We start from the raw sequence: 17,510 nt of genomic DNA, 5'->3' as shown, positions 1-17,510 counted from the left end.
TCTCCTCGTCGTGCCTGGATGCGCGAATGGCGGTACGCCAGCGCGTTGCAACAGGCGGGCGCAACATGGAAACGCGCACCGCCCGTCGCTTCCGGAGCCCCTACACGCTTGCCCGGCCCGGCACGGTTTCCGCGGCCGTACTCTCCGAACCGGAAAGCTTCACCGCCACGGCCGCGGCCGCCGTGCTCCCGTAGACGTTGAGCGCGGTTCTTCCCATGTCGAAAAACGCGTCGACGCCCAACAGCAGCAGCACCGCATCGGCCGGCAATCCGATCGACGTGAGAACGATGGTGATCGCGACGATCGCGCCGGACGGCACGTTGGCTGCTCCGTCGATGGTGACGATCGTCAAGATCAAAATCGTGATCACCAGCGGCCAGGACCAGACGAGGTGATAGGCGTCGGCCAGATACCCGACCGCGAGGGCCGTGTAGAGCACCGCGCCGTCGCGATTGAAAATATAGGCGAGCGGCAAGATCGTGGACGCCACGCCATAGGGCACGCCCAGTTCAACCAGCTTCTTCAGGTGCAACGGATAGGTAATTTCGGACGAACGCGTCGTGAACCCCAGGATCAGCGGCTCCTTCACCTTCCTGAGCACGGCGAGCGGCGACTGACCGGCGACGCGAATGACGATGGTCAGCACGACCGCCAGAATCGCCATGCCGAGATAGGCCACGCCCAGCAGCTCGATGAGCGAGTGCGCGCCCGTAAAGCCCTTGGCTGCCAACAACTGCGCGATCGCGGCGAAGATCGCGAGCGGCGACCATGCGATCACCCACTGGATCATCTTGAACAGCCCCGACAGCAGCGCCTCGAAAACGGCAATCGCAGGCTCGGCCCGCTCCGGGGCGGCCGACAATGCGGCGCCGAAAATGACGCCGAAAACGAGCACCGGGAGCGAATTCCCCGCAGCAAGCGCAGCGACGATGTTCGCGGGGATCAAATCGACGAGGAATTTCGTCCAGTCGATGCTGGAAGCAAGCGCGGCGGGCATCGATCCAGAGTGAGTCAGGCTCGCGCCGAGACCCGGTCGAAATGCAAAGTTGAGCAGCAGGCCGCACGATGCAGCCAGCCCCGTCATCAAAATGAAGAAGGCGATACTGGACAGGGCGACCTTGCCAAGCCGCTCGCGAAGCCGGCCCGCACGGAAGACCCCGACCGTGACCGACAGGAAGATCAACGGCATGACGACCATCTTGATCGCGTGGCCGAACATCGTGCTGAGAAAGCCCAGCTTCGCGGCGAAGCCCGGCGCAAACACGCCGCAAGCGACGCCCAGCACAAGTCCGCCAAACATTTGCATCGGGAGGGAAAGCCCTTTATTTTTCGTGTTCATGCCGTGCCTTTAGCAGTTTTATCCGTGCCGGTGTGCCGTCAACGATGTGATTCCACATATGCTGACGCGCGAGCTCGCCGTCGTTCGCTTCGATTGCGTGAAAGATGTGCAGGTGCTCGATCGTGCCGCGCCGAACGGTTTCCGCGTCGCCACGCGGAAGTTCGTTCAGGGCCAGGGTCTGGGCCCGCAATAAACCATACGCCGACGAAATCCGGACGTTCCGTGCGGCAGCAAACAACTCTTGATGAAACACCCAACCGATACGTTGCTCGAGCATGATGTCCGCGACGTCCCGGTCGATCAGTTCCCGCATTTTTGCCGCGGCCTCGCGAAGGCCTGCCGTTACGCCGGACTTCGCTGCGAGAAACGCTGCGGTACTCTCGAGGGCCAGCCGCATTTCAAAAATTTCGCGAAGATCGCTGGTCGTCGGCGACGCGACATAGGTGCCGCTCTTTTCGATCACGACGACCAGCCCTTCGGATTCGAGCAAATGCAATGCGCTGCGCACCGGCATCTGGCCGAAACCCAGTTCGTCCGACAGGCCTCGGTGAGATACTTTCTGCCCAGGCGCAAGACGGCCGTCAAAGATCCGCGATCGGATCTCGTCGTAGGCCAGTTCTGCATCTGTCGATACTTTCAACGTCATCTGTGATCGCAGTTAGCGTATGATTCAAAAAACAAAACAGGTAGGAAATTACCCTTACTCGCCATGCCCGGCAACTGCTAATTTTGCGAGTGGGTATGTCGAAAGAGAATTGGAAGAAAATCCGCGTTACGAAGAGAGCCGATAATTATATGATTTCACAAGATGTGCGCTTTACCATCTGTGCCGTCCGTGCGGAAGAAACCTATCCCCTCAGGGCCGCCATCCTGATGGCGGGAGATGAAGAGGGAAGCGCGCTACACGGAGATCACGCCCCAACGACGATGCACTTTGCCGTTCGTGACAACGACAGGATCGTTGCGGTGGCATCGGTGTGTAAAGAAGCACAATCCGGCGCTTTGAACACTGAAATGTGGCGCCTTCGCGGCATGGCCGTCGATCCGTCGGTACGCGGCCTGGGATTCGGACGCCTGCTGGTCAATCTGTCCATTCGCCATGTGCGCGAACAGCGTGGCGTGCTGCTCTGGTGCACGGCGCGCGAATCGGCATACCCGTTCTACGAAATGCTCGGCTTTGAGCGGGACCCGATACCGATTTCAATGCATGGCCGCGACGACATGAAATTCTATTTAATGCAACGCCGGATCGAATGCTGAGTTTCGTCCGCGATTGACGTTCGATTGGAATCGGACGCCAAGGTCAGGCGCTGGCTGCCGACCCGGAAAACCGGTTCGTCCGGCGTCCGCATGAGCCGGTTCGCCCGCGTAAAACTATCCGCCGCTCAGCGACACGCGGAAAACCCGCTTGCGGCCAATCGCACCGACATTCAACAATCGCCTCCTCTGTTTCGATTATTGCAACCCGGGAATAAATAGAACGATTACAACCGGGACTGCATGAGCGTTGCCCGTCGTGCCAGCCCTTCAAGCCGATTATTCCCTCCCCCCACCTGAATTCGCTTGCCGTGGTCGAGATCGTCAGCGTGATGGCGCGGATCGCGATAACCCGTCGCCTTCGCGCCGATTCTTATAAGGGAAATCCCGTAAGGCGCCCGCCGATCAGACGAGATTAACTTATATCAAACAAATTTTGACCGGCATTTATGTTCCTGATATGGTCCTTCCACTTGCAAAGTGCGGCCAGGCCGTATCGGCGCCCGTCGCCGGCGGCTGAACCGGACGCCTGGCCAGTCCGCAAGGACGACCGATGCGACAACCGAGCAAGGGAAATTGTAAGGATCACGAAGTGAGCCGATCCGGCATGCCGATGCGGCGAACATGACGCAGGCCGTCGCGACCGAAACGACGCGCAGGCCATGCGCCGCCCGCTGCATCCGGATACGACGAAAGTCGTTTCACCCCATCCCGAAACTACTCCTGACAGTGAAATGCAGATGAAAAACAAAAAAATCAACATCAGCGTTATCGCTGTTGCCGCCTTCGCAGCATCGTCGGCAGCAATGGCACAGTCGTCGATCACCCTGTACGGCATGCTCGATGCAGGTATCGGTTACACGTCGAACATCAATGGCCACAGTCGGTACGGCCTCGATGGCGGCGCCTCGGGTTCGAACAAGTGGGGCCTCAGGGGCCAGGAGGATCTCGGCGGCGGCCTGCAGGCGGTATTCAAGATCGAGAATGGTTTCAACATCGGGACGGGCGGCATCGGCGGCCAGGGGCCGATCGGTAACACGCGTTCGCTGTTCAACCGCCAGGCGTACGTGGGCCTCGCGTCCAATCAGTACGGCGCGTTGCGCATGGGGCGCCAGCTCGACGCCGTGACGGAAATGGTTCAGGTCCTGACGGGCGACGCCATTTCGGCGTCGACCTTCTCGACGCCGGGCGACGTCGACAACAACGACAACACGACGAACCAGAACAACGCGGTGAAGTACATTTCGCCGATCATCCACGGCTTCCAGGCCGAAGCCGCGTACTCGTTCGGCGGCGTGGCCGGTGCAACGGGTTCGGGGCAATCGTGGTCGGCGGCCGCGACCTACGCTCAAGGTGGCCTGACGGTCGCCGGCGGCTACTTCCGTGCGGCCAACCAGGGCGAGAACGGATGGGTGAACGCAACCGCCCAACCGAGTTTCGGCGGCGCGCTCGGCTATCCGAGTTCGGGCTACAACGGCGGCAATGCGTTCAAGAGCGCGGGCATCGCGCAAGTCGCCGCGCAATACGAGGTCGGTCCGTACACGGCCGGGCTGCGCTACTCGAACGCCCAGTACAAGGGCAACGATGGCCAGCCGTCAATCCACTTCAACGTGCTCGGTGCGCTGCTGCAGTACCGCGTCACGCCGGCGCTGTCGCTGGCGACCGGCTACACGTATGTCTACGGTTCCGCAGCCACGCCCACGCAAGCGGCCGAGGGTCGCACGATGGCCTCGATCAACCAGGTGTCGCTGGGTGCGACGTACTCGCTGTCGAAGAGTACCGCGCTGTATGCGATGGGCGCCTACGTGCATGCGAAGGGTGCGCAGGCTTCCGCTGCCGACTTCGGCAACACGTCGTCGGGCGGCAACCAGGTTCAGGTCAACATCGGCATGTTCCACGGCTTCTGATCGCCGACTCGCGACACCGGAGCAGTGGCGGCATGGCTCCGGTGTCGTACCTCGCCCGGCCTGATCGGCGAACCTAGCCGCCCTCCTGACTCGCCATGCCTTCCATCCACGCCTCGAACGCGGACACGGCCGCATCGTCGGCGCGATCGGCGTTCGTCACCAGCATGTAGTCGTCGGCACGCCAGACGGGCGATGCGATGGGACACACGAGGCGCCCTTCGGCAAGATCGCGCCCGATCAGCGGCAGCGATGCCAACGCCACGCCGAGTCCCTCGATCGCCGCGCCCAGCTGAAGATTCACGTGATCGAATTCGACGTGGCGCGCGGCGCGCAGATCGGGCGCACCCGCTTCCTTCAACCAGTGCGACCACGCGGAACGCGTCGTGGCCGAATGCAGCAGCGTGTGATGACGCAGGTCGGTCACGCTCTGTATCGGATGCTGGCGCAGCAAGGCGGGATTGCAAGCCGGCACACGCGGGTCGGGCATCAACGAACGCGAGACGACGCCCGCGCCTTGCTCGGGACCGGAGCGAACGCCGATATCGAACGCATCGGCGACATAGCGCAGCTTGCGCGACGTCGTCGACACCCTGACGTCGATGTCGGGGTACCGCGCATGGAAATCGGCGAGCCGCGGCAGCAGCCAGCACAGCGCAAAGCTCATCGGCACGTTCACCCGCACGACGCCTGATATCCGGTGCGCGAACGGATTGTGGCGCAGCCGCACCACCGCGGTGCCGAGGCGCTCGAACGCGTGGCTGACGTCGCTCAGCAACGCGGCCCCTTCGTCGGTGAGCACGACGCCACGCGGACGACGATCGAACAACGGCAGGCCGAACCAGTCCTCCAGCAACCGGATCTGTTTTCCGACAGCCCAATGGGTGACGTGCAGTTCCGCCGCGGCGCCGGCGAAGCTGCCGTGCCGCGCAACCGCATCGAAAGCGCGCAGCGCATTGAGCGGGGGGAGTTCGTCCCGGTGCGTCGAAGCACCTCGGCTTTCGTCCATGACGTGACTTTTTCTCTCTGTTGACGGGATTTTAGCTCAATTGAAATGCCTGACATCCCGGTCATAAAATTGCCACGTCGAGCCTGAAAACCACACCGCGAGCGCCTTCCATGCATCGCTCGTACGGAGAGAATGACAATGCGCTTGCCCGTTTTTTCCCCGCCCGTCGCGCGAGAGACTGCACCGTCGAGGCCGCGCGTGCTGTGGCTCTCCTGCGTTGCGCACGCCATACACGACGGCTATACGGACATGATCTACGCGCTGCTACCCGTGTGGCAGTCGGAATTCGGGCTCGACTTCGCGGCCCTGGCTATCCTGCGCGGCGTCTATGCGGGCACGATGGCAACGCTGCAGTTGTCCGCGGGGCGTGTCGCGCAACGTCTGGGCAGCGGCGCGACGCTCGCAATCGGTACGCTGCTCGCCGCGCTCGGCTATGCGATCGCGGGCATGTCCGGCGGCCTGCTCGGGCTGGGCGTCGCGCTCGCGATCTCGGGCGTCGGCTCCAGCACGCAGCATCCGATCGCGTCGGGCGCCGTCTCCCGCGTCTATGGGCGCGACGCGAGAGGTCCGCTGAGCATCTACAACTTTTCCGGCGATCTGGGGAAATCCGCGCTGCCGGCCGCCATTTCGCTGCTCGTGACCATGATGCCGTGGCGTCATGCGCTATGGATCGTCGCCGGGCTGGGCTGCGTCGTGGCCGCCGGCATCGCGCTGTGGTTTCCCGCCGTGCCGCGCGCCGCCGCGCAGACGACGGCAAAAGAGCAAGCGCCCGCTCGACGCAGTGGCACAGGGAGAGGCGGATTCTCCGCGCTGTTTTCCATCGGCGTGCTCGATACGGCCGTACGCATGGGACTGCTTACCTTCCTGCCTTTCCTGCTGAAGGCAAAGGGCGTTTCTCCGCAACTGCTGGGAACGGCGCTTGCACTCGTTTTCATTGGCGGTGCGGCCGGCAAATTCATGTGCGGCTGGCTCGGCGCGCGGATGGGGACGGTGAGGACGGTGCTGCTCACCGAGGGCGGTACGGCCGCGTGCATCGTCGCGGTGATCTATCTTCCGTTGACGCTTACCATGGTGCTGCTGCCGATCCTGGGCATGATGCTCAACGGCACGTCGTCGGTGCTGTACGGAACCGTCCCGGAGATGTCCGCGCCCGAGCGCACCGAGCGCGCATTCGCGATTTTCTATACCGGGACGATCGCATCGGGCGCGTTATCGCCCGTCCTCTACGGTTTCCTCGGCGACCGGATCGGTGTGCACGGCGCCACGTATGCGACCGCGTTGACCGCGCTGGCGATTTTTCCGCTCGCTCTCGCACTGCGCCCGCATCTGACAGACCACTCACAGGATGAACGCCATGACGAAGCCTGACTATCCGAGCGTCGCTCTCGTCGGTCCCGGTGCAATCGGAACGACCGTCGCCGCGGCCCTTCATGAAGCCGGCCGCACGCCGGTGATCTGCGGCCGCTCGGCGCACGAGCAGTTGACGTTGCGCTTCGACGGCGGGGAGATCGTCGTGCCCGGGCCCGTGCTGACCGATCCGCAAGCGGTCGACCAACGGTTCGATCTCGTGTTCGTCGCGGTCAAGTCGACGCAGATACCGAGTGCGGCACCGTGGGTCTCCGCGCTATGCGATACGAATACCGTCGTCTGCGTGCTGCAAAACGGCGTCGAGCAGAAAGCCGCCTTCGCGCCGTATGCGGCCGGCGCCACGATCGTGCCGTCGATCGTCTGGTTTCCCGCGCAACGCGAATCGGGCACGTCGGTGTGGCTGCGCGGCAAGCCTCGGCTCACACTGCCCGATACGCCCGCGAGCGACGTGGTGGTTTCGGCTTTGCGCGGCACGCGATGCTCGCCCGAGGTGGCGGACGATTTCATCTCGCTCGCGTGGCGCAAGCTGTTGCAGAACGCGGTGGCGGGGCTGATGGTACTGACCGGTCGCCGCGCCGGCATGTTCGCGCGAAGCGACATCACCGACCTGTCGCTCGCGTACTTGCGGGAATGTCTCGAGGTCGCGCGTGCGGAGGGGGCGAAGCTCGGCGATGAAGTGCCGCAGGAGATCGTCGATGGATTCCATGGCTTTCCGCCCGATTTGGGAACGTCGATTCTTGCCGACCGGCAAGGCAACCGTCCGCTCGAATGGGACTGCCGGAATGGCGTCGTGCAGCGATACGGACGCACGCACGGCATTCCGACGCCGATCAGCGATCTGGTCGTGCCGCTGCTCGCGGCCGCGAGCGATGGTCCGGGTTAATGCCTCGCCCATAGCGGGGAACGGGCGATCCAGCCGAGCCGCCCGACTCCGCGCTGGACGCGACGTCGATGGCACATGCCACTGCGGCTGCCGTCATGGTCAGCTTCATGGAATCCCGCGCCCAACTCGGCGCTGCTAACGTCTGACAAAAGAGCCGACTCCCGCCTCCGCAGGAAGCAATCGCCCCTCGCCACCCCCGGCGCGCGCCGCTGCGACATCAATCCCGGAAAAAACTGACCGACCTAACAAATACTTACCGTTCGTTTCAAAGTTACCCAGATAGTGAGCTGCGGCCCGGCTATTCTTCCGTCACCCACAATAACGATCCCACTGGGGGTGACATATGAACAACATGATCAAGAGCGCCCTGTGCGCCGCGTTCGTACCATTCGTTCTCGCCGGTTGCGGCGGCGGCGACGACGGTGGCGGTGCGCAAACCGGTACGCTGCACGTCGCGATGACGGATGCGCCATCGTGCGGCTTCGACCACGTGTACGTCACCGTCTCGCAAGTCCGCGTCAACGCCAACGCGAACGCCAATGACAACGACGCCGGCTGGTCGACCGTGTCCCTCGCGACGCCGCAGAAGATCGACCTGCTGTCGCTGACCAACGGCGTGCTCGCCGATCTCGGCCAGACCGCGCTGCCGGCCGGCCAGTATCAGCAAGTCCGGCTCGTGCTCGCGCAGAACCAAGGCAACACCCTCGCCAACTCGGTCGTCCCGACCGGCGGCGCGGAACAGGCGCTCGCCACGCCGAGCGCGACGCAAAGCGGTTACAAGATCATCCGGCCGTTCACGGTCCAGCCCAACACCCTCGTCGATCTCGTGCTCGACTTCAACGCATGCAAGTCGATCGTCCAGCGCGGCAACGGCTCGTACGCGCTGAAACCCGTCGTCACCGCGATCCCGACCGTCGTGAGCGGCGCGATCTCCGGTTACGTCGCCTCCGCCGAAGCCGGCGCGACCGTCTATGCCGAACAAGGCGGCAAGGTCGTCCGCGGCACGGTGGCCGACAGCTCCGGGAAGTTCGTGCTGTCGCCGCTGATCCAGAGCTCGACGCAGGGCAACTACGACGTCGTGATCGTGCAGAACAACTTCGCGTCGGGCATCGTTCGCTCGGTTCCGGTGGTCGTGAACGCGACCACGGCGGTGTCGGCGTCGAGCGCACCGATCACGCTGCCGGCCTCGACGATGAGCACCGTCAGCGGTACGGTCACGGCTAGCGCGAACGCCTTCGTGCGCGCGCTGCAGACGATCGACGCGAACGCGTACGAGATCACGTCGATCAACGCGAACATGGACACCGGCGCCTATGCGCTGTCCGTGCCTGTGGCTGCACCGATCGTCGGCACCTACTCGGGCTCGCTGCCGGTCGCGTTGACCGCGGCGCCGGCCGCCGCAGGCCAATATACGATCGAGGCCGACGCGGCATCGGGCGCGGCCCAGTCGGCCAACGTGAACGCAACGACCAGTCAGTCCAACGTCAACTTCAGTTTCTGACGCGCTGACCGCATCATCGAAAGGGCCGAACGGCCCTTTCCTACCAACGGGAGAACGAAGTGAAAAAAGGGATGATCGCAGTGCTCGCAGCGGCGAGCATGGTGGGCGCGCTCAGCGGGTGCGTCGCCTATGTTCCGGGCCCACCGGTCGTGGTCGCGCCGCAAGGCGGGCCAGGGAATGGATTCTGTCCGCCGGGACAGGCCAAGAAAGGCAACTGTTGACGAAATGCCCGCGCATCGCGGGCATTTTTTCATCTGTCGCGCGAGCCGGACGGTTCGACGAATCCGCCATTCCCCGCGTCGTCACTCCGCCATCTTCGGCGGCCATGCATGGCCTTCGGCCTGACAATGCCTACACCACGCGTAAAGCGCGTCGTACATGACCAGACCATGCTCGAGCATGTCGTGATCGTCGGCAAACATGTCCGACAGTCCGAGCGAAATCGCATAAAGGCCGCTCGACTGCGGCGTCAGGTCGAGCCGCGACGTATCCGCGCCGCGAATGATGCGGGCCATGTGCTGCAATGCCCGATCGTCAGCCAGACCATACTTGTCGAGAAACGCGTCGAAGCTGCATTGCTCGCCGACGTGCGTCAACTCCACGCCCGGAATGTCGTACGGAATCGCCCCGGTCTCGTCGGCGATCCGCAGCACGTCGCCCGGCGGGACGTACAGAAATTCGGGCGTCTCGTCGATAAAACGGGCAATGAGCCAGGGGCACGCCACCCGGTCGATTTTCGGACGTTGTCGCGTAATCCATTGCATGGCGGCCTCCACGATCAGTGATGCAACAGCGGGTACACGATCAGGCCGATCACGGCAGCCCCGCCTACGACCATGGGCTCCGACAGCTTCCTGAACCTGACCAGCAGCACGATCGTCGCGAGCGCCATCAACGCGGTGGGCACGTCGACGATCGAACGCCGGGCCAGCACGATCACCGATCCCGTGATCGCGCCGACGGCCGCGGCCGTCACGCCGTCGACGAATGCCAGGATCGCCGGCAGCCTGCCGTACTTCTTGAAGTACGGCGCCGGCAACACCGTGAACAGATAGCACGGCAGAAACGTGCCGGCCGCCGCCACGCACGCGCCCGGCAGCCCCGCCACCAGATAGCCGATGAAGCCGACCGTGATGACGACCGGGCCCGGCGTGATCATCGCGACCGCCACGGCGTCGACGAACTGCTTCTCGTTGAGCCAATGGTGCTCGGTGACCACGCCGCCATAGAGGAACGGCACGATCGCGAGCCCCGAGCCGAACACGAACGCGCCCGCCTTCGCGAAGAAGACGGCGAGTTGCGCGAGCTGCGGCCAGTCGACGATACCGAGCCATGCGCCGGTGGCGGACACGGGCAACGCCACGGCCGCATTGACGCGCCGCTGGCGCAACCACCTCGGCGGCGCGCGCGTGAACCAGACGAGCACGCCGGCCGCGAGAAACAGCCACGCCACTTCGGATTCCGTGATTACCGTCACGGCGACCAGCGCGAGATAGATCGCCCAAAGGAGCTTGTCGCGACCGACGCTTTTCGCGGTCAGCTTGCGTGCGCTGATCGCGATGATGCCGATCACCGCCGCGCCGACGCCGTAGAACACCGACTGCATCCACGTGAGGCCGCCGAAGCGCGTGTACGCGTAGCCGAGCAGCACCACCATCAAAAACGACGGCAGCACGAACGCGATCCCGACCATCGTGGCACCGACGATCCGGTAGTGCACGTAGCCGAGATAGATCGCCAGTTGCGCGGCAAGCGGGCCGGGAGCCAACTGCGCGAGCGCCAGGCCTTCCTTGTAGTCCGCGTCCGCGATCCAGCGGCGCGTGTCCACGAGGTCCCGATGCATGTAGCCGGCCAGCGCGACCGGCCCGCCGAAACCCGTCGCGCCGAGCCACGCGAAGTACAGGATCAGTTGTCCCAGCGTATAGGCCGGGCGGTCGCGATGTGTATTCATGTCGAGGCGGGCGAAAAGGTCAGGGTTTGCGGTTGCCGCGGAAATGCACGTACAACGAATCGAGTACCGCGCCGATCTCCATCAGCAACGCATCGTCGTCGGCCAGACGCTTGCGGGCGCCCGCGAGAATGGCCTCGAATCCGGCGGCTTCCGGCACGGTGGCGCCGCCCACGTCCAGCGCATGCACCATGGCCCCCAGCCGGACGAGTCCGTAGTTGTCGCCAAGCCCGAAGCTCGCGACCAGGACCTCGAACGACACGCGATCGCCCACATGCGTGAACGGCGCGCCGTCGAAATCGAAGCCGAGCGCGTCAGCCGGACAATCGGCGAGGTTGTCCAGCCACACGAAGCGCGCATGCGGATCGATGAAACGCCGAATCAGCCACGCGCTGGCGACGCGATCGACCCACAGGTGACGGCGCGTCGCCCACACCCTGCCCTGATACTGCGCGGGGTCGCGACGGGGAATGCCGCGTTGAGCGGCATGCGGCTCGCCGGGCGAGCGCCGCGCTTCGATCGCGGCGGTGAAATCCCGCCATTGCGCCTGCGCGCGCAGCGACGTTTCGCCGGGAAAGAAATCGATGCTTCGAATGGCGTCGTACGTGCGCGCGTGGCGGCGTTGCAGGCGATTGAGATCGGCTGCCGCCAGATCGGACAGCGCCTTGCGCGCCTCCGAAAGCTCGGCAAGCCAGTCTGCGTAATCGCCCGCGCGATCGAACAGCGACTTGTATGCTTGTTCGTCCGCGGGATCGTCCGCATGGACGTCCAGCAGCCACGCGTGGCCGTCGCCGTTACGCGCGTCGTCGGCCAGCTCGCGCAACTGCGCCGCCTGCTCGGCATGCGCGGGCAACAGGTAGGCACCGTCGCGCAACGCGCCGCAGCCGAGCGCCTTGACGGTACGCCAGATGCGCATGCGCGCAGTCGCGCCGGAAGTCGGCAGACTGACGATCAGCAGGAGCCACGACGTCGGGGCAGGATTCATGACGGCAGCATAATGGGCCGTCACGAGCACTGCAATTCAGTAGATATCGCTACAACGCTTCGGTGGCAGGCAGTTCCGCTCGACGCGCGGAGCGAGCGCTCGGCCTGACGGCCGGATCGCGTCGTCGCCGGACCGACGCCGCGGGAAATCGTGACGATATCCTGCGAATCGAGCGGTTCAACGCATAAACTGAAAGCACGCCACGGCGAACGCCCCTCGCTCCATCGCACGCTTTCGCCGACACCGCTCCGAATGCAGCCGGACGGCAAACGCAGGCCCACACATGAAACGGCCCCAATGACAATCGATCCCGGCTCCATTCCTTACTATCTCGTCCTTCGGGCCGGCTGGCCACCCTATGTGTTGAATGCGGATCGTCAAGTGCTGCGCCGCCAGGCGAGTCCGCTATTGCTGGCATTCGCGCGCACGCGCGGCGCGATCGCCCATGTCGACGACAGCGCGTGGAACGTCTTCTCCGACAGCGAGGGGCTCACGGTCGTCGAACGTCGCGAGACCGGGTTCTTTTCGCTGGTCGCGGGAAACGAGACCGAACGTCAGTTGCAGTTGCTGACGACGCTCTGACGTCGCCGCCGGGCGTGCCCGTGCGTGCGCCAACCCCGGAATAAATCGACCGCTCGGCAAACGATGCGCGTATGATGAGTTCATCCGCGCGATCAGCCGTCCTTTGACCGTTCGCCCCTCCACCCGCCCGCTTGCTGCATCGCCCCTCCTTCGCGCTGCAACGTTGTCCCCTTCACCCATCGGCCCGCCCCATGACGGGAATACCGGCCGGATGTGTTCGCCCATGCGACTCGTCGTGGCCGAACGCCAGGAGTTCGTCATGAGCATGCACGTCTATCGTGGATTCGAGATTTATCCACTCATTTATCCTCACGTTGCCGCGCTGAACGGCAGCCCGCATAACTACGATGCCGGGTTCGACGCGGCCGTCAAGATTTGCCTGCGCGGCACCACCGATACGCTGACGCAGAGCCAGACCTTCAGATTGCGCGACACGTCCCCGTTCGATAACGCCGGTGACGCACGTCGAGCGTCGGTGCGCTATGCCGAGAACATCATCGACGACAATCGTGGCAAACAGGGATTCTTCGCCAGCGCGTGCTGACGCGGCTCGTCAACGCCACATAGTGTGTTGGTATTTTGGAGGTCGAAATGATCATCGACGAACTGCTCGGCTTGATCAGCCGGCGTGAAGTCACCCGGATCGACACCGCCGTGCCTGCCGGCCTCGCCGATTCGGCGATGTGCCATCAACCCGAGCTGCACATGTTCATGGCGGTACGTGCGCTATCGATCGGCGCAGGCTATTCGGAATTCGAATCCGACGAGATAGCCAGCGCCGTCATGACGCGGCTCGGCTAGCTTTCCGTTCCCACCTCTTTCCAGACAGAATCTACATGACGACAATCACGCCGAAGCTGAACGAACCGATCGATGTCACGCTGCGGCGATTCCGGCGCGACATCGAGAAAACCGGACTGATTCGCGAGCTGCGCAGTCGCACGAGCTACGAGAAGCCGACGACGGAGCGCAAGCGGAAAAAAGCCAGCGCCGTTGCCCGACAGCGCTTGCAAGCCAAGCGCCTGTTGCCGCCCCGAAAAATGTACTAGCACGCTGTTGAAAAGTGCCTCGTCGTCGTTGCCGATCATGCTGCGGCGCGGGTTGATCGCGTGTTGCTCGTCGTCCGGCGTCTAGCTGCGACTGCGCAGACGTGTGCAGCCCCGTGACAGGATGCAGCGACCGACCATGAAGGCCGCGGCCCGACTCGACCTCATCGTCTCCACGCAGGCACGCCCGCGACACACGATGCGCGACGTCCGGTGATAAGCTCGACGTCGACGCGCCGTCGCGCATCCCGCCACCCGACCGACCCTACGCCTCCCGCGAGTCCGCCCATGCCCATCGCTCCAGCTGTCGTCTCTGCCTTCACCCCCACCGGCAAGCTCCGCGCCTCGATCAACCTCGGCAACCCGATCCTCGCGAACCGCGACCCGGCAACGGGCGAACCGTTCGGCGTATCGATCGACCTCGCCCGTGCATTCGCCGAGCGCCTGTCGGTCGACCTCGAACTCGTGGTGTTCGACGCCGCCGGCAAATCGGTGCAGGCGCTGACTGACGAGCGCGCCGATTTCGGCTTCTTCGCGGTCGATCCGTTGCGCGGCGAAACGATCGCGTTCACCGCGCCGTACGTGCTGATCGAAGGCTTCTATCTCGTGCCGGACGCATCGCCGATCCGCACCAACGCGGACGTCGACCAGCCGCACAACCGCGTGGCCGTCGGCAAGGGCAGCGCGTACGACCTGTTCCTCACCCGCGAACTGAAGGCCGCGACGATCGTGCGCGCACCGACGTCGCAGGCCGTCGTGGCGACGTTCGTCGAGCAGCAACTGGAAGTGGCGGCCGGCGTGAAGCAGCAGCTCGAAACCGACGCCGCGAAAACGCCCGGCCTGCGCCTGCTCGACGAACGCTTCATGGTGATCCGGCAGGCGATGGGCGTGCCGAAGAGCCGTGGCGACGCCGCCGCCGCGGCACTGAGCGCCTTCGTCGAGGAAATGAAGGCGTCGGGCTTCGTCGCCGATTCGCTGCGCCGGCACCGCATCACGGGCGCATCGGTCGCGCCGGCGGCCTGATCGAAAACCGCGTGCCGTCGCGCTGGCCGCCGGGATCGTCCGGCTCGCGGCCCAGGCGTGCGATTTCAGCACGCGCCTGCCCGATCCTCGCGCGCATGACGAGTGCAACGTCGCGGCAACGCAGCATCGCCCGCCTATAGGCACAGGACAGGCGCAAATGGCGCAGCGGCGCCGGCCATCCCGATCCGGCGACCGCCGAACAGGCGACGTGCTGCTCCGCACAAACCGGCAGCGGGTTGCGCCGGCTTCGGGCACGAAGCGCCACCGGCGCAGTCGCCGGCGCGCCCGGCCCGCGACCTGGCGCTAGCGCAAACCCGAACCCGGTTGCACTGTTCATCGCCATTCTGGTCCTGTATCGTCCTCCCATCCCCGATTGCGAAACCGCTGCATGGGAGGCTTACGATGCGAAAAAAGAATGCTGCAGCCGTCTGGATCCTGATCGCGATGGTGGCAGGCATCGCGATCGGCTACATGGTCTTCACGAGCTTTCCGGACAAGAAGGCCGCCGCTGAAATCGCCGGGTACATCTCGCTCGTCTCCGACGTGTTCCTGCGGCTGATCAAGATGGTGATCGGCCCGCTCGTCTTCTCCACGCTGGTGGTCGGCATCGCGCACATGGGCGACGCGGCCTCGGTCGGACGCGTGTTCGCGAAAGCGTTCGGCTGGTTCGTCACCGCGTCGCTGGTCTCGCTGCTGCTCGGGCTGCTGATGGCGAACCTGCTGCGGCCCGGCGACAATCTCGGCTTGCCGCTGCCGGACATCGGCGCATCGGCGAACCTCGCGACGTCCAAGTTCACGTTGAAGGATTTCGTCGGCCACATGGTGCCGAAGTCGTTCGCCGAGGCGATGGCGAACAACGAAATCCTGCAGATCGTCGTGTTCTCGATGTTCTTCGGCGTCGCGCTCGCCGCGCTCGGCGAGCGCGGGAAGATCCTCATCGCCGCGATCGACCAGTTGTCGCACGTGATGCTCAAGATCACCGGCTACGTGATGAAGCTCGCGCCGCTCGCGGTGATGGCCGCGATGGCCGCGACCGTCGCGGTCAACGGGCTGTCGGTGCTGCTGAAGTTCGCGGTGTTCATGGGCGACTTCTACGTCAGCCTGTTCCTGCTCTGGGCATTGCTCGTGTGTGCCGGGCTGTTGTTCCTCGGCCGTCGCGTGTTCAAGCTGCTGCTGCTGATCAAGGAAGCATTCATGCTGTCGTTCGCGACGGCCAGCTCCGAAGCCGCGTATCCGAAGATCCTCGACGCGCTCGACCGCTTCGGCGTGAAGCGCAAGATTTCGAGCTTCGTGATGCCGATGGGGTACTCGTTCAATCTCGACGGCTCGATGATGTACTGCACGTTCGCGTCGCTGTTCATCGCACAGGCGTACAACATCCACCTGTCGCTCGGCACGCAGATCACGATGCTGCTGGTGCTGATGCTCACGTCGAAGGGGATGGCCGGCGTGCCGCGCGCGTCGCTCGTCGTGATCGCGGCCACGCTGCACCAGTTCGGGCTGCCGGAGGCCGGCCTGCTGCTGATTCTCGGCGTCGACACGTTCCTCGACATGGGCCGCTCGGCCACGAACGCGGTCGGCAACTCGATCGCGAGCGCGGTGGTCGCGAAATGGGAAGGCCAGCTGCTGTCGGAAGCGGAAGCCGAAGCCAACGCGGCGCGCATCGAAGCGGAACAGGAAGCGACGATCGCACATCCGACCGAAGTCTGACGGAGGCCCGGCGATGAAGATGCAGCGATTCTGGCGTGCGCTCGCGCTCGCGGGCCTGCTTGCCGCGGGCGTGACCACGCACGCGGAAGATGCACCGTCGACGCTGCCGCGCGTCGAACCGTTCGCGCCGGCCCAACTGACCGGCACGCTCGCGAAGGTGCGCGGCAGCGGCACGATCGCGCTCGGCTATCGCGACGCGTCGATCCCGTTCTCGTACCTGAACGCGCGCAACCAGCCGATCGGCTATTCGATCGAGCTGTGCAAGGCGCTCGTGTCGTCGATCGAGGATGCGATCAACAAGAGCCTGACGATCCGCTGGGTGCCGGTCACGTCCGACAACCGCATCGACGCGGTGGTCAGCGGCAAGGTCGATCTGGAATGCGGCTCCACGACCAGCAACCTCGAGCGCCAGAAGCGCGTGGCGTTCTCGCCGATCTTCTTCGTGGCCGGCACGAAGGTGATGGTGAAACGCGGCGCGCCGATCCGCTCGTTCCGCGATCTCGCAGGCAAGAAGGTCGCGGTGACGGCCGGTACGACCAACGAGAAGGCGCTGCGCGACCTGAACGAGCGGTTCAGGCTCGGGATCCAGCTCCAGGTGGTGCCCGATCATGCGCAGGGCTTCGCGCTCGTCGCGAACGGCGGCGCCGACGCGTTCGCGACGGACGACGTGCTGCTGTACGGCCTGATCGCCGAGAACGCGAGCAAGGGCGGCCAGTACGACGTGGTGGGCGATTTTCTGTCCTACGACCCGTACGGCATCATGTTCCGCAAGGACGATCCGCAGCTCGCGCAGGTCGTGAAAACCACGTTCCAGGAACTGGCCGCCGACGGCGAGATCGCGCGGCAGTACAAGCGCTGGTTCCTGCGTCCGCTTCCGTCGGGCTTGAGTCTCAACCTGCCGATGAGCCCGCAACTGGAGACGATCATCGAGGCGATCGGCGTCAACGGGAATTGA

General features: G+C 64.5%; 18 protein-coding genes. 12 read left to right on the top strand and 6 right to left on the bottom strand.

Going from position 1 to position 17,510, the window contains the following annotated elements:
* Positions 1-100 precede the first annotated feature (100 nt).
* Both HWX76_RS13135 and HWX76_RS13130 read right to left on the bottom strand, forming a co-directional pair.
* On the bottom strand, positions 101-1,339 hold the full coding sequence (locus HWX76_RS13135) for a dicarboxylate/amino acid:cation symporter (protein WP_050013503.1): 1,239 nt from the start codon (positions 1,337-1,339) through the stop codon (positions 101-103).
* Positions 1,323-1,985 carry a GntR family transcriptional regulator gene (locus tag HWX76_RS13130; RefSeq protein ID WP_050013504.1) on the bottom strand — a complete coding sequence of 221 codons (663 nt, stop codon included), beginning with the start codon at positions 1,983-1,985 and terminating at the stop codon, positions 1,323-1,325. Before HWX76_RS13130 ends, HWX76_RS13135 begins: the two co-directional genes overlap by 17 nt.
* A gap of 149 nt (positions 1,986-2,134) precedes the next feature.
* Between HWX76_RS13130 and HWX76_RS13125 the strand changes: the two genes are divergently transcribed.
* Both HWX76_RS13125 and HWX76_RS13120 read left to right on the top strand, forming a co-directional pair.
* Positions 2,135-2,599 carry a GNAT family N-acetyltransferase gene (locus HWX76_RS13125; RefSeq protein ID WP_050013505.1) on the top strand — a complete coding sequence of 155 codons (465 nt, stop codon included), beginning with the start codon at positions 2,135-2,137 and terminating at the stop codon, positions 2,597-2,599.
* Positions 2,600-3,336: 737 nt separating this feature from the next.
* Positions 3,337-4,503, top strand: coding sequence for a porin (locus tag HWX76_RS13120; RefSeq protein WP_050013642.1), 1,167 nt, complete (start codon positions 3,337-3,339; stop codon positions 4,501-4,503).
* Between the two features lie 73 nt (positions 4,504-4,576).
* Here the strand turns inward: HWX76_RS13120 and gcvA are convergent, their stop codons facing one another.
* Positions 4,577-5,509: a transcriptional regulator GcvA gene (gcvA, locus tag HWX76_RS13115; protein WP_050013506.1), complete on the bottom strand. Its 933-nt coding sequence runs from the start codon at positions 5,507-5,509 to the stop codon at positions 4,577-4,579.
* 138 nt (positions 5,510-5,647) lie between these two features.
* Here gcvA and HWX76_RS13110 point away from each other — a divergent pair, with 138 nt between their 5' ends.
* The 3 genes from HWX76_RS13110 (at position 5,648) to HWX76_RS13100 (ending at position 9,261) form a co-directional block, all read left to right on the top strand.
* The gene (locus HWX76_RS13110) at positions 5,648-6,877 is read left to right on the top strand and encodes an MFS transporter (protein WP_124630092.1); all 1,230 of its coding nucleotides are present in this window, start codon (positions 5,648-5,650) and stop codon (positions 6,875-6,877) included.
* Complete coding sequence (locus HWX76_RS13105; protein WP_050013508.1) at positions 6,864-7,760, top strand: oxidoreductase; 897 nt, start codon at positions 6,864-6,866, stop codon at positions 7,758-7,760. The genes HWX76_RS13110 and HWX76_RS13105 overlap by 14 nt, the downstream gene beginning before the upstream one ends.
* 343 nt (positions 7,761-8,103) lie before the next feature.
* Positions 8,104-9,261 carry a DUF4382 domain-containing protein gene (locus HWX76_RS13100; RefSeq protein WP_176015897.1) on the top strand — a complete coding sequence of 386 codons (1,158 nt, stop codon included), beginning with the start codon at positions 8,104-8,106 and terminating at the stop codon, positions 9,259-9,261.
* A 302-nt stretch (positions 9,262-9,563) separates the two neighbouring features.
* Here HWX76_RS13100 and HWX76_RS13095 read toward each other — a convergent pair whose 3' ends face one another.
* From HWX76_RS13095 to HWX76_RS13085, 3 genes are read right to left on the bottom strand one after another with little or no spacing between them, the layout of a single operon-like run.
* On the bottom strand, positions 9,564-10,025 hold the full coding sequence (locus HWX76_RS13095) for a chromate resistance protein ChrB domain-containing protein (protein ID WP_124630201.1): 462 nt from the start codon (positions 10,023-10,025) through the stop codon (positions 9,564-9,566).
* Positions 10,026-10,039: 14 nt separating this feature from the next.
* A complete protein-coding gene (locus tag HWX76_RS13090) occupies positions 10,040-11,212 on the bottom strand; it encodes a chromate transporter (protein WP_176015896.1) in 1,173 nt (390 codons plus the stop codon).
* A 19-nt stretch (positions 11,213-11,231) separates the two neighbouring features.
* Positions 11,232-12,194 carry a chromate resistance protein ChrB domain-containing protein gene (locus tag HWX76_RS13085; RefSeq protein ID WP_176015895.1) on the bottom strand — a complete coding sequence of 321 codons (963 nt, stop codon included), beginning with the start codon at positions 12,192-12,194 and terminating at the stop codon, positions 11,232-11,234.
* A gap of 297 nt (positions 12,195-12,491) precedes the next feature.
* Here HWX76_RS13085 and HWX76_RS13080 point away from each other — a divergent pair, with 297 nt between their 5' ends.
* From HWX76_RS13080 to HWX76_RS13050, 7 genes are all read left to right on the top strand, one after another.
* Complete coding sequence (locus HWX76_RS13080; protein ID WP_050013512.1) at positions 12,492-12,776, top strand: hypothetical protein; 285 nt, start codon at positions 12,492-12,494, stop codon at positions 12,774-12,776.
* Between the two features lie 259 nt (positions 12,777-13,035).
* Positions 13,036-13,320: a hypothetical protein gene (locus tag HWX76_RS13075; RefSeq protein WP_050013644.1), complete on the top strand. Its 285-nt coding sequence runs from the start codon at positions 13,036-13,038 to the stop codon at positions 13,318-13,320.
* Between the two features lie 47 nt (positions 13,321-13,367).
* Positions 13,368-13,577, top strand: coding sequence for a hypothetical protein (locus tag HWX76_RS13070; protein ID WP_050013513.1), 210 nt, complete (start codon positions 13,368-13,370; stop codon positions 13,575-13,577).
* Between the two features lie 35 nt (positions 13,578-13,612).
* Entirely contained in the window at positions 13,613-13,825 is a 213-nt protein-coding gene (gene rpsU / locus HWX76_RS13065; RefSeq protein WP_050013514.1) for a 30S ribosomal protein S21, read from the top strand.
* A gap of 285 nt (positions 13,826-14,110) precedes the next feature.
* Positions 14,111-14,845, top strand: coding sequence for an ABC transporter substrate-binding protein (locus HWX76_RS13060; protein WP_089490071.1), 735 nt, complete (start codon positions 14,111-14,113; stop codon positions 14,843-14,845).
* Positions 14,846-15,247: 402 nt separating this feature from the next.
* Positions 15,248-16,555 carry a dicarboxylate/amino acid:cation symporter gene (locus HWX76_RS13055; protein ID WP_050013516.1) on the top strand — a complete coding sequence of 436 codons (1,308 nt, stop codon included), beginning with the start codon at positions 15,248-15,250 and terminating at the stop codon, positions 16,553-16,555.
* A gap of 13 nt (positions 16,556-16,568) precedes the next feature.
* Positions 16,569-17,510 carry an amino acid ABC transporter substrate-binding protein gene (locus HWX76_RS13050; protein WP_050013517.1) on the top strand — a complete coding sequence of 314 codons (942 nt, stop codon included), beginning with the start codon at positions 16,569-16,571 and terminating at the stop codon, positions 17,508-17,510.

This window comes from Burkholderia sp. BCC0398 (assembly GCF_902833245.1).
GTDB classification, from domain to species: Bacteria; Pseudomonadota; Gammaproteobacteria; order Burkholderiales; family Burkholderiaceae; genus Burkholderia; species Burkholderia sola.
Note: the sequence above shows the minus strand (reverse complement) of the source record. Positions and strands in the feature narration are given on the sequence as shown.

Excerpts from the sequence above, each read along its gene's own strand:
- HWX76_RS13135 (WP_050013503.1), bottom strand. The coding sequence starts at position 1,339 with ATGAACACGAAAAATAAAGGGCTTTCCCTCCCGATGCAAATGTTTGGC.
- HWX76_RS13130 (WP_050013504.1), bottom strand. The coding sequence starts at position 1,985 with ATGACGTTGAAAGTATCGACAGATGCAGAACTGGCCTACGACGAGATC.
- HWX76_RS13125 (WP_050013505.1), top strand. The coding sequence starts at position 2,135 with ATGATTTCACAAGATGTGCGCTTTACCATCTGTGCCGTCCGTGCGGAA.
- HWX76_RS13120 (WP_050013642.1), top strand. The coding sequence starts at position 3,337 with ATGAAAAACAAAAAAATCAACATCAGCGTTATCGCTGTTGCCGCCTTC.
- gcvA (WP_050013506.1), bottom strand. The coding sequence starts at position 5,509 with ATGGACGAAAGCCGAGGTGCTTCGACGCACCGGGACGAACTCCCCCCG.
- HWX76_RS13110 (WP_124630092.1), top strand. The coding sequence starts at position 5,648 with ATGCGCTTGCCCGTTTTTTCCCCGCCCGTCGCGCGAGAGACTGCACCG.
- HWX76_RS13105 (WP_050013508.1), top strand. The coding sequence starts at position 6,864 with ATGACGAAGCCTGACTATCCGAGCGTCGCTCTCGTCGGTCCCGGTGCA.
- HWX76_RS13100 (WP_176015897.1), top strand. The coding sequence starts at position 8,104 with ATGAACAACATGATCAAGAGCGCCCTGTGCGCCGCGTTCGTACCATTC.
- HWX76_RS13095 (WP_124630201.1), bottom strand. The coding sequence starts at position 10,025 with ATGCAATGGATTACGCGACAACGTCCGAAAATCGACCGGGTGGCGTGC.
- HWX76_RS13090 (WP_176015896.1), bottom strand. The coding sequence starts at position 11,212 with ATGAATACACATCGCGACCGCCCGGCCTATACGCTGGGACAACTGATC.
- HWX76_RS13085 (WP_176015895.1), bottom strand. The coding sequence starts at position 12,194 with ATGAATCCTGCCCCGACGTCGTGGCTCCTGCTGATCGTCAGTCTGCCG.
- HWX76_RS13080 (WP_050013512.1), top strand. The coding sequence starts at position 12,492 with ATGACAATCGATCCCGGCTCCATTCCTTACTATCTCGTCCTTCGGGCC.
- HWX76_RS13075 (WP_050013644.1), top strand. The coding sequence starts at position 13,036 with ATGAGCATGCACGTCTATCGTGGATTCGAGATTTATCCACTCATTTAT.
- HWX76_RS13070 (WP_050013513.1), top strand. The coding sequence starts at position 13,368 with ATGATCATCGACGAACTGCTCGGCTTGATCAGCCGGCGTGAAGTCACC.
- rpsU (WP_050013514.1), top strand. The coding sequence starts at position 13,613 with ATGACGACAATCACGCCGAAGCTGAACGAACCGATCGATGTCACGCTG.
- HWX76_RS13060 (WP_089490071.1), top strand. The coding sequence starts at position 14,111 with ATGCCCATCGCTCCAGCTGTCGTCTCTGCCTTCACCCCCACCGGCAAG.
- HWX76_RS13055 (WP_050013516.1), top strand. The coding sequence starts at position 15,248 with ATGCGAAAAAAGAATGCTGCAGCCGTCTGGATCCTGATCGCGATGGTG.
- HWX76_RS13050 (WP_050013517.1), top strand. The coding sequence starts at position 16,569 with ATGAAGATGCAGCGATTCTGGCGTGCGCTCGCGCTCGCGGGCCTGCTT.